This is a genomic window from Pseudomonas sp. IT-P4 (assembly GCF_949767755.1).
GTDB classification, from domain to species: domain Bacteria; phylum Pseudomonadota; class Gammaproteobacteria; order Pseudomonadales; family Pseudomonadaceae; genus Aquipseudomonas; species Aquipseudomonas monachiensis.
Genome location: NZ_CATKPX010000089.1, coordinates 232,672 through 242,791, shown reverse-complemented (window position 1 = coordinate 242,791; position 10,120 = coordinate 232,672). Strand labels below are relative to the sequence as shown.

Genomic DNA, 10,120 nt, shown 5'->3' with positions numbered 1-10,120 from the left:
GCGTGAAAAAAACAGAGCTGCTCGTTGCACATTTTGCACAGTTATTTTCAGCTCATGGCACTAGAATAGGTCCAACTTTTTCAGAGTCAGAGCCTTTATGCCGGATCCGGTTGACGCCCAAGGGCTGTCAGAATTACCACTAGAAAATCTGGTTGCCTGCCATGAGTGCGACTTGCTCATGCGTAAACCCGAACTCGCCCATGGCGAAAAAGCCCTGTGCCCGCGCTGTGGCTACGAGCTTTATGCCAATCGGTACAACGTCGTACAGCGCAGTCTCGCCCTGGTTATCGCCGCCTTGTTGTTGTTTATTCCGGCGAATTTTTTGCCCATCATGCAGCTCAATCTACTTGGGCAGTCTTCGCAAGACACTGTCTGGAGCGGTGTTGTCGCCCTTTTTGACACGGGCATGCAAAGCGTTTCAGTGATTGTGTTCCTGTGCAGCATGGGGATCCCGCTGCTCAAGCTGCTGTGCCAACTGGCCGTATTGTTGAGTATCCGTTTCGATGTCGGACGCAGCTACGGCTTGTTGCTCTATCGCATTTATCACCATATACGCGAATGGGGGATGCTCGAGGTTTACTTCATGGGCGTACTGGTGGCTATCGTCAAGCTGGCAGATATGGCAGCCATCACTGTAGGCCTCGGCCTGGTGTGCTTCATTGGAATGTTGCTGATTCAAGTCTGGCTGGAGGTCGTAATGTCGCCTCACCAGATCTGGCAAGCGTTATCAGGAGAGGATGCCCATGCGGGCGATTGATGCAGGCATTCTGATTTGCAAGGAATGTCATGAATTGAACAGGCAGGAAGCTGATACCGACGAGCAAGTCTGTACGCGCTGCGGGGCGCTGGTGCATGCCCGCAGCCCGAATAGCCTGGTGCGGACCTGGGCATTGCTGATTACCGCCGCCATTCTTTACATACCGGCCAACTTGTTGCCGATCATGACCGTGAACTCCCTGGGCAAAGGTGCGCCCAGCACGATCATGGCGGGTGTAATCGAACTTGTGCACTACGGCATGTTCCCCATTGCGGCCGTGGTGTTTATCGCCAGTATCCTGGTGCCCACCTTCAAGCTGGTGGGCATCGGCCTGCTGCTGTTTTCCGTGCAGCGCCGTCAGCCCCTTTCGGCTCGCCAGCGTATCTGGATGTACCGTTTCATTGAATTCATCGGCCGCTGGTCGATGCTCGATATTTTTGTGATCGCCATCCTCGTGGCGGTTGTGAATTTTGGGCGGCTTGCCAGCATCGAAGCCAATCTTGGCGCCATCGCTTTCGCCACGGTGGTGATTCTGACGATGTTTGCCGCAGTAACTTTTGATCCCCGACTGATTTGGGATAACACGGAGTCGGACGACGACCATGACTGATTTGCCTGTAGCGAAAACCCGACCGGCTTCGAACTGGTCTGCCATTTGGGTGTTGCCTCTGATCGCCTTGATCATCGGCGGCTGGCTCGGCTGGCGGGCCTATAGTGAGACCGGTATCGAGATTCAGGTGCGTTTTGAGAGTGGCGAGGGCATTCAGGCCAACAAGACCGAAGTTGTCTATAAAGGTATGTCGGTCGGCAAGGTCAAAAGCCTCAAGCTCGATGACGAAGGCAGTTCCAAAGGTGTGATTGCCAGCATCGAAATGAACAAGGATGTAGAGCCATACCTGCGAACCAGCACGCGTTTCTGGCTGGTCAAGCCGAGCGTTACGCTGGCAGGGATCACCGGTCTCGAGACGCTGGTTTCAGGTAACTATGTCGCCATCAGCCCGGGGGAAGGCGAGCCCGTCCGCAAGTTCAAGGCCTTGGCCCAGGAACCGCCGCTCTCCGATGCCCAGCCCGGTTTGCACTTGACCATCAAGGCCGACCGCCTGGGCTCGCTGAACCGTGGCAGTCCGGTGTTCTATAAACAGATCAAAGTGGGCCAGATCAAAAGCTATGTGTTGTCCGAGGACCAGAACACCGTCGAGCTCAAGGTCTTCATTGAGCCGACTTACGCCAAACTGGTGCGCAAACACACACGTTTCTGGAACGCCAGCGGCATCAGCATCGACGCCAATCTGTCGGGTGTGAAGGTCCGCAGTGAGTCCCTGGCCAGCATCGTCGCCGGTGGCATTGCCTTCGCTACACCTGAAAACCGCAAGGACAGCCCGCCTACCGACCCGAGCCTGCCATTCAGGCTTTATGAAGACTTTGATGCCGCCGCCGCCGGTATCCGGGTGAAGGTCAAGCTCAGTGATTTCGACGGCTTGCAGGCCGGTCGCACACCGGTGATGTACAAGGGTATTCAGGTGGGCAGCCTGAAAACGCTGAAGGTCGATGCGGATCTGTCCGGCGCGACCGCCGAGTTGACGATGGACCCGTTGGCCGAGGATTACCTGGTCGAAGGCACCCAGTTCTGGGTGGTCAAACCGTCGATTTCCCTGGCGGGGATTACCGGCCTCGAGGCGTTGGTCAAAGGCAACTACATCGCTGTGCGGCCTGGCGACAAGGGTTCGGCGCCACAGCGAGAGTTTGCGGCACGGGCAAAGGCACCACCGCTGGACCTGCGTGCACCCGGCCTGCACCTGGTGTTGTTCACGGAAAACCTCGGTTCGCTGGAAGTCGGCAGCCCGGTTCTCTACAAACAGGTCAAAGTCGGCTCCGTACAGAGCTATCAGTTCTCGCGCACCAAGAAACGACTGATCATTGGCGTGCACATCGAGAAGGAATACGAAGGCCTGGTCAACGCCTCGACGCGCTTCTGGAACGCCAGTGGCATCACCCTCACGGGTGGTCTGACTGGCGGGGTCCAGGTTAAAAGCGAATCGTTGCAGAGCTTGATGGCCGGCGGCATTGCCTTCGAGACCCCGCAGGACAACGCCCCGTTGCAGAAGCGTATTCCACGTTTCCGTCTGTTTGCGAACCATGAAGACGCCACGCAGAAAGGCGAAGTCATCACGCTCAAGCTCGATCGCGCTGATGGCCTGCATACCGGCACTCCGATTCGTTTCAAGGGGCTGGATGTCGGCAAGGTGGAGGATGTTGATCTCAGCGAGGACCTGCAATCGGTGCTGCTGACCGCGCGGATTACCGAAGTGCCGGAGCGTATAGCACGGGTCGGTAGTCAGTTCTGGGTGGTCAAGCCTGAACTGGGACTGATCAAGACGTCCAACCTCGAAACCCTGGTGACCGGGCAATACATCGAGGTGCAACCGGCGCAGAAAAACCTGGGACCGCAGAAGAACTTTGTCGCTTTGGCCGCCGCGCCCGAAACAGCCAAGCAGGAAGCGGGATTGAGTCTGGTGCTGAGCGCGGCTCGACGTGGTTCGCTGAAGGCCGGTGTGCCGGTGACCTATCGCGAAATCGCCGTGGGCAAGGTGACCGGTTATGAGCTGGGCCAGACCGCTGATCGCGTCCTGATCCATATCCTGATTGAACCGAAGTACGCGCCACTGGTACGCAGCGGTACACGGTTCTGGAACACCAGCGGTTTCGACTTCGATGTCGGTCTGTTCAAAGGTGCAACGGTGCGCACTGAATCACTGGAGACGATGATTCAGGGCGGTGTCGCCTTTGCCACGCCGGATGGCGAGCGCATGGGCAGTCCGGCACGACCGGAGCAGACGTTCGCGTTGTTCGACAAGTTCGAAGAGGAATGGCTGGGCTGGGCGCCGAAGATTTCCATCGGCAAGTAGTCTGGAACTGCTCAGGCGTCTGTGATGACGCCTTCGGAACGCCGCCCGGGGCAAGTCCGGGGTTGTTCCTGAAGAAATGCGATCAAATGTGGGAGCGGGCTTGCCCGCGAAGAGGCCCTGAAGTTCACTGCAAAGCTAAATGACACCCCTATGAAAAAGGCCGCGATCCATTGGACCGCGGCCTTTTTCATTGCCTTCGATTCAAGCCTCAGACCGCATCCAGCTCCGGCTCATCCGCTTGCTCGTTGACCGTCGCCTTCACCTGATCGTGACGACGGATGTATTTCCAGTCCGCCTCGTCGATGTAGATGCCGGCCGGGCCGCTGCCGCCTTCCAGGTCGATGGCGACACTGGCGCAGACCTGCGGCTTCACGCTCGCCAGGATCGGCACGAAGCCCAGCTGCAGACTGGTTTCCAGCAAGGCGGCCTGGTTCTTCTCATCGATGTCCGCTGCCTCGTCGAGGTAGTACGGCAGGCGCACACGACCGGCCTGGTCACGGTCCATCAAGTGCAGCAACAAGTACATGTTGGTCAGCGCCTTGATGGTCATGGTGGTGCCGTTGGAAGCGGCGCCGTCGATGTCGGTGTGGATCACCGGTTGGCCATTGACCTTGGTGATCTCGAACGCCAGTTCGAACAAGTCCTTGAGGCCGAGCTGGTTGTGGTTGGCCGCCACCAGCCGCGCCAGATACTCCTTGGCCTCTTCGTTCTTGTTGTCCTGCTCGGCGCTTTGGCTCAGGTCGAAGACAGACAGGGTTTCGCCTTCTTCGTACTGACCGGCGCTGTGGATGATCTGGTCGATGTGCTTGAGCGCTTCCTTGTTCGGGGCGAGCACGATGCGGAAGCTTTGCAGGTTGGAGACCTGACGTTTGTTGATCTCGCGGTTGAACAGCGCCAGTTGGTGTTCGAGGCTGTCGTAGTCGCTGCGGATGTTGCGCAGGGTCCGGGCGATGTCCGTCACGGCGGCGCGGCGAGCCTTGCCCAGGGTCAGGGCTTCGTCGGTACGGTGCGCATAGGCGTTGATCAGCAGTTGCAGGCGACGCTCCATATCGTCTTCGCTGTCGAACTTGGCCACGCCCTTGAGGCGCACCTGAGCGTACAGCGCTTCGATCTGTCCGTCGGCCCGCAGCAGGCCTTGCCAGCTGTCCTGATAGTCGTTTAGCAGTGGCAGCAGGTTGTCCATGGAGTCGTCGATCGGGTCCATGAACGGTGTGCCGAACGGCAGGTCCGCCGGCAACAACTGGCGACGGCGCAGGGCGTCGTCGAGGGTGCGTTGCTTGGCTTCCATGTCGCCGATCTGGCGGCCGACCAGTTGCAGCTTGGCCGACAGTTGCTGGACACGTTCGGTGAAGGCATCGCTGGAACGCTTCAGCTCGTCCTGGGCCGCTTCCATTTGCGCCAACTGTTCCAGCTTGTCGCCTTCCTCGGCGCTCAGGGTTTGCGCGCGACGGAAATCTTCCAGGGCTTTCTGCGCATCCAGCACTTGCTGGTACAGCGCTTCGGTCTGGGTCTTGCTCGCGGCGCGGTCGGCGGCCACGGCTTGCTGGGTCTTGAGTTGCTTGAGTTCTTTGTCCAGGCGCTCTTTCTGGTCGCGCAGGGCCGCGCGGTCAGCCAGCGCTTGCAGGGCCGGCGGCTCGATGTGGGAAATGTCGATGGACAGCCCCGGTACTTCGAAGCGTTCGCCTTTGAAGCCGTCGAGGATCAGCTCCACGGATTTCACCCAGTGGCCGTTCTCATCGAGGGTGATGCCGTGTTCGCCCAATGGCAGGCTGAACAGCGCGCTGTTGAACAAGCGCATCAGGCGTTCGACGTCCTGTTGCGAGAACTCTTCACGCAGGCGGGCGTAGCTGTTGTTGTCGGCGTGATCGAGTTGCTGCTTGACCGACTTCAGGCGTTTTTCCAGATCGCGCAGACGCTCTTCGAGGTCTTCGGCGCTGAACTGTCGGGACTGTGCCAGCGCACCGGCCAGTTCGTCGTGGGCGTCCTTGGCGGCCAGCAGTTGCTGTTCCAGCACCTTGACGTCATCGACCAGGGCAAAGCGATGCTTGAGCACCGACAATTCGCCGAGCCAGCGCTGGATGCCGGTGATTTCCCGCTCCAGACGCATCAGTTCCTGGGTACCGCCGCGCTGGTCGTTTTGCAGGGCATCCTGCTCGTTGCGGTAGTGTTCGGACTGAATGGTCAGTTCTTCCTTGCGCGCACTGGCATAGTCCGACCAGGTGCCGAGCAAGGAGTCGAGCAGCGGAGAGATCCGGTGCAGCTTGCCACGCAGGATGTCGCGTTGCTTCACGCCGTTGGCCAGGGCTTCGACCAGCGGGCCGGCGGCGACCAGCGAGTTGTAGTCCTGCTCCATGCGTCGTACATCGCGGAACGCTTCTTCGCACGCGGCGATGTAGTCGACGCTGCCGGAGCGCAGGCTGTGTTCGAAGGCATCGAGGAACAGCTGCTTGAGCTTGGCCGCGGTGATTTCGCGCATGTGCAGCAGGTTGATGAACAGCGCGCGGAAGGTCTTCAGGCTCTGCTCGCTGGTGGAGCGCAATGGAATCAGCGTCAGGTCCAGCGGGATCGAGGTGTGACCGCCGACCAGCAAACGGCGCAGTTCGTCCGGCTTGAGTTCGTAGGCTTTCAGGCCTTCGCGCTCAAGGTTGGTGAACAATTCTTTCTGGCGCAGGCAGGTGTCGTTTTTCTGATAGTGGGCCAGGTCCAGTTTGCCGGCATAGGCAAAGAACTGGTGACCGAAACCGCCGCCCGGGCCGCGGCCGACCACGCCGATCACGTGGGGGCCGTGGGGCAGGTTCACTTCCACCAGGATGTAACTGGTGTCTGAGGCGAAGTAGAAGCGCCGGGATTGTTCCAGGCTGTACTTGCCGAAGCTCATGTCCGACATGCGCGCCAGAATCGGGAACTGCAGGGCGTTGATCGAGGCGGATTTACCGAGGTTGTTCGCGCCGTACACCGACAGAGGTTCTTCCAGCGGGAACAGGCCGAGGCTGTAGCCAGCGGTGTTCAAAAGGGCAAAGCGGCGGATGCCGTAACGTTCCTTGCTCATGCGTCGAGCTCCTGTTCTTCGGCAATGGCCCGGGCCAGTGCGTCTTCTTCGCTTTCACCCTCGAACTCACTCAGATCGAGCGGATCGTCGGTCTGCAGCAGTTTTTCGTCGCTGTCTTCGTCGATCAGTACCGGCACCGGCAACGGCAGGACGCTGTGCAGGCTGGCGGCCAGGTCGCGGTCCTGCTGCACCGACAGGCACACATCGAGGAAGCGGTGCATCGGCGGCAGGAAACGGTAGATGCCGTTTTCTTCGCTGGCAAAGCCGAGCTGGGTCATGCGGCGCATGATCTTTTCTTCCAGTTCGTCCTGGGTCTGCACTTCGGCCTGGATGAACAGGTCGCGGTACTTTTCCAGCAACGACGGCAGCTCATCGCGGCCGAGACTGCCGCCATCGAGCACGGAGATCGGGTCGCGGCCCTGGTCGGCCAGGTGCTCGACGAGGATGAAGGTGAACAGCGCAAGCCGCTGGGCGGTCTTGTTCACCGCAGCCGCCGCGAGGTCCGGCACGAAGTAGTAGAAACCGCGGGTGTCACAGACCAGTTCAAAGCCCAGGGCCTTGAACAGCGTGCGGTACTGGTCCTGAAAGTTCGACAACTGTGCGTACAGTTCCGGATCGCGGCGGCTGACGTGGTAACCCTTGAACAGCTCGCGAAAGATCGGTGCCAGATGGGACAGTTCGGATAGATCAAGATGCATAAGGAGTGCTCGCAGAATCCTCGGCGGCGGTGTCGCTGACCGAGAGCAGGGCGAAGGAGCGCAGGCTGACCTGATGCTCGTGAGTATGGTATTGGCGACGTTCCAGACGCTCGCGCTTGAAACGTTTTTCCCGCGACAGACGCGAGAACCAGTACAGCAATTCGTCGGTGGCGCCGTCCGGTTCCTGCTCCAGCAGCCAGGTCATCAGGTCCGGCATCGGCAGGGCGTTTTCGCAGCGTTCGAGCATTTCCCGAACGGTGCGTGGCGCCCGTGGCGCTTCGCCTTTCTGGGTCTTGTGCGCCTTGGGGAAGCGCGCCGGTTTCGGTTCGAAACGGGCCAGGGCATAAACGTAGGCTTCGACCTGACTGGCACTGCCGAGGAAGGTGCTCTGCGGACGGGTGAACATCGGCATCGCCGCTTGTGGCACGGCGTCGATGCCCTTGCGGCGGATCATCGACAGGGCCAATGCGGCGCCACGGGTCACGGCGTTGTGCCGGCGCGCTTCTTCACGCAGCGGCAGCAACAGCTCGCGGGCGTGACGCAGGGTCAGTTGGGCGCTGGTCTGCATTTCGAGGATGCGCGCGTGGGTGCGCAGCAGCATGTCGTCGTCGACCAGGTGGCCGAGGCGCTGCTGCTCGCTGAGCATCTTCAGCAGGACGGTTTCGACCTTGCGCACGCCTTGTTCGAAGGCGCCGTCGGCGTTCACCAGATCAATCATCGGCTCGACGTATTCGTCCCAGGTCGCCAGCACTTCAGCGTAACGCTGGCGCAACGGAATCTGCCGATCGCTGGTTTTTGCCCGTTCGGCGACGGCCACCAGTGCCTGTTCGTCGTTATCGAGTTTTTTCAGTACATCGCGAACCCGCATGTCGAGCAGGCGCAACTGGCGGGCCAGATCATTGCCGTCGCGGATATCGAATGCGTCCTGGATATAACCGGCCAGACGCTCGAGGTGGCGCAGGTAGGCTTCGATTTCCAGGCACAGGCCCAGCCGGTGTTCGCGGCGTAGATAGGCAAGGAAGTCGTGAATCTGCGCATTGAGCTCGAAGCGGTTCGGGCTTTTGGCCACGGGAACCAGGATATCGAGGCGAATCCACACATCCAGCAGGCTGGTGATGTCCTGCGGCGTACTGTCGAGTTGCTGGGCGGCCAGTTGCGTGCGCAGTTCGTTCAGGCTCAGTGTGCCTTGGTCGAAGTGCTCGCACAGTGGCTCCAGAAGTGCCCAGTGTTCAGCGAGGGCGCGCAAGACGCGCTTGGGTTCGATCATCGGAATGGCCGGCTGGTTGGCGATTAAAAGCCGCGATTGTACTGCATCGGGGGCAATCCGATTCAATCTCGGGACAGGCTGTCGCCTTCTTTTCGGTAATGTGCATCGATCAACTGCGGGCGATCTTGAGCGAACGGCGGTAGAATCAGCGCACTTTAGTTATCCACAAGTGGCCGACCTTTGCTTATCGAGTCCCGTCGTCGCGCTTATCTGGCCGCCATGCAGGTGGTCAACTGGCTGCCGCGCACCGAATTGCCCTTTGCCGCGCCGTCGCGGCCCGAGCTGCTGGAGGAGATCCCCGAGCCGGTTGTGGTCGCGCCTGTCGTGCCCGCAGTTGTGGCTCAGACGCCCGTGGCGCCTGTGGCCAAGCCGGCCGAGCGGGTGAAGATCGAGGTACCGCGACCATCGCTGGCGAGCACGCGCACCGGGGCCAAACCGGTGGAAGAGGCCGAAGAGGCAGCGGTCGTGATCAAGGCGCCGGTCGTGCCGCCGCCGCGTTTCGCCCTGCAATTGCTGCGGGCCGGGCGTTGCCTGCTGCTGGTGGAGTTACCCACAGGTGAATCCTTCCAGGCTCGCGATCCTGCCTATCTGCTGCTCAAAGACATGCTGCGCGCCGCCGGTCTGCCGGACAGCCCGCAGATCGTCGGTGAGCCGGTGCGTTGGCCGCTGCTGGTGCGTGGCACGATGGATCAGGGCCCGGAAGCGGCCCGCGACTTCGTGCAGGGTTTTCTCTCGGTGCGCATGGAAGAAACGCCCTGCGCCTGCTTGTGGCTGATCGGCCTGCCTGCGGTGCGATTTGCCGGCGAAGCGGATGCCGAGGCGTTCAATCACGAGTTGCAGATCGAAGGCCTGGGCTCGGCCTGGGCGGTACCGGGCCTGGAATTATTAATGGAAGAGCCACAGCGTAAGGCTGATGTCTGGCAAGCCATGCGTCGGCTGATGGCGCGCTGGAAAGAATCGAATGAGTAACGCTGTATCGTTTCGCCCGATGACCGAGGCGGACCTGGAAACCGTACTGAAAGTCGAATACGCGGCCTACAGCCATCCCTGGACCCGCGGGATTTTCCTCGATGGCCTGGGCAAGTATCAGATCTGGCTGATGTTCGAAGGTCAGCAACAGGTCGGCCACGGTGTGGTGCAGATCATCCTCGATGAGGCGCACCTGCTGAACATCACGGTCAAGCCGGAAAACCAGGGCCGCGGCCTGGGGCTGACATTGCTTGAGCATTTGATGTCGATTGCCTACAAGGCCGACGCCCGGGAGTGTTTCCTGGAAGTGCGCGACAGCAATACCGCGGCGTTCAAGCTGTATGAACGTTATGGTTTCAACGAGATCGGCCGGCGTCGGGATTACTACCCGGCGGTGGGCGGGCGCGAAGATGCGGTGGTCATGGCCTGCACTTTGGTGGATTGAGCTTGTAGGAGCTGCCGAAGGCTGCGAAC

The 10,120-nt window shown here is 60.3% G+C and carries 8 protein-coding genes; 5 read left to right on the top strand and 3 right to left on the bottom strand.

The window, feature by feature from the left end; translation table 11 throughout:
• The first annotated feature begins 97 nt into the window (after positions 1-97).
• From ACM6IT_RS27000 to ACM6IT_RS26990, 3 genes are read left to right on the top strand one after another with little or no spacing between them, the layout of a single operon-like run.
• Positions 98-757, top strand: coding sequence for a paraquat-inducible protein A (locus tag ACM6IT_RS27000; protein WP_056726312.1), 660 nt, complete (start codon positions 98-100; stop codon positions 755-757).
• Entirely contained in the window at positions 744-1,367 is a 624-nt protein-coding gene (locus tag ACM6IT_RS26995; protein WP_414919018.1) for a paraquat-inducible protein A, read from the top strand. The genes ACM6IT_RS27000 and ACM6IT_RS26995 overlap by 14 nt, the downstream gene beginning before the upstream one ends.
• The gene (locus tag ACM6IT_RS26990; protein WP_414919017.1) at positions 1,360-3,663 is read left to right on the top strand and encodes an intermembrane transport protein PqiB; all 2,304 of its coding nucleotides are present in this window, start codon (positions 1,360-1,362) and stop codon (positions 3,661-3,663) included. The genes ACM6IT_RS26995 and ACM6IT_RS26990 overlap by 8 nt, the downstream gene beginning before the upstream one ends.
• Before the next feature lie 208 nt (positions 3,664-3,871).
• Here ACM6IT_RS26990 and mksF read toward each other — a convergent pair whose 3' ends face one another.
• From mksF to mksB, 3 genes are read right to left on the bottom strand one after another with little or no spacing between them, the layout of a single operon-like run.
• Positions 3,872-6,712, bottom strand: a complete 2,841-nt coding sequence (mksF, locus tag ACM6IT_RS26985) for an Mks condensin complex protein MksF (protein WP_414919016.1) — start codon at positions 6,710-6,712, stop codon at positions 3,872-3,874.
• Complete coding sequence (mksE, locus tag ACM6IT_RS26980) at positions 6,709-7,410, bottom strand: Mks condensin complex protein MksE (RefSeq protein ID WP_056726309.1); 702 nt, start codon at positions 7,408-7,410, stop codon at positions 6,709-6,711. The genes mksF and mksE overlap by 4 nt, the downstream gene beginning before the upstream one ends.
• Entirely contained in the window at positions 7,400-8,677 is a 1,278-nt protein-coding gene (gene mksB, locus ACM6IT_RS26975) for an Mks condensin complex protein MksB (protein ID WP_414919015.1), read from the bottom strand. The genes mksE and mksB overlap by 11 nt, the downstream gene beginning before the upstream one ends.
• A 219-nt stretch (positions 8,678-8,896) precedes the next feature.
• On the opposite strand from mksB, the gene ACM6IT_RS26970 reads away from it, so the two are divergent.
• Together ACM6IT_RS26970 and rimI are read left to right on the top strand one after the other, a co-directional pair.
• On the top strand, positions 8,897-9,646 hold the full coding sequence (locus tag ACM6IT_RS26970; RefSeq protein WP_414919022.1) for an energy transducer TonB: 750 nt from the start codon (positions 8,897-8,899) through the stop codon (positions 9,644-9,646).
• Positions 9,639-10,091 carry a ribosomal protein S18-alanine N-acetyltransferase gene (rimI, locus tag ACM6IT_RS26965; protein WP_056726306.1) on the top strand — a complete coding sequence of 151 codons (453 nt, stop codon included), beginning with the start codon at positions 9,639-9,641 and terminating at the stop codon, positions 10,089-10,091. Before ACM6IT_RS26970 ends, rimI begins: the two co-directional genes overlap by 8 nt.
• Positions 10,092-10,120 lie beyond the last annotated feature (29 nt).

What these genes read in the sequence shown, in the direction of transcription:
- ACM6IT_RS27000 (WP_056726312.1), top strand. Translation starts at nt 98, where the DNA reads ATGCCGGATCCGGTTGACGCCCAAGGGCTGTCAGAATTACCACTAGAA.
- ACM6IT_RS26995 (WP_414919018.1), top strand. Translation starts at nt 744, where the DNA reads ATGCGGGCGATTGATGCAGGCATTCTGATTTGCAAGGAATGTCATGAA.
- ACM6IT_RS26990 (WP_414919017.1), top strand. Translation starts at nt 1,360, where the DNA reads ATGACTGATTTGCCTGTAGCGAAAACCCGACCGGCTTCGAACTGGTCT.
- mksF (WP_414919016.1), bottom strand. Translation starts at nt 6,712, where the DNA reads ATGAGCAAGGAACGTTACGGCATCCGCCGCTTTGCCCTTTTGAACACC.
- mksE (WP_056726309.1), bottom strand. Translation starts at nt 7,410, where the DNA reads ATGCATCTTGATCTATCCGAACTGTCCCATCTGGCACCGATCTTTCGC.
- mksB (WP_414919015.1), bottom strand. Translation starts at nt 8,677, where the DNA reads ATGATCGAACCCAAGCGCGTCTTGCGCGCCCTCGCTGAACACTGGGCA.
- ACM6IT_RS26970 (WP_414919022.1), top strand. Translation starts at nt 8,897, where the DNA reads ATGCAGGTGGTCAACTGGCTGCCGCGCACCGAATTGCCCTTTGCCGCG.
- rimI (WP_056726306.1), top strand. Translation starts at nt 9,639, where the DNA reads ATGAGTAACGCTGTATCGTTTCGCCCGATGACCGAGGCGGACCTGGAA.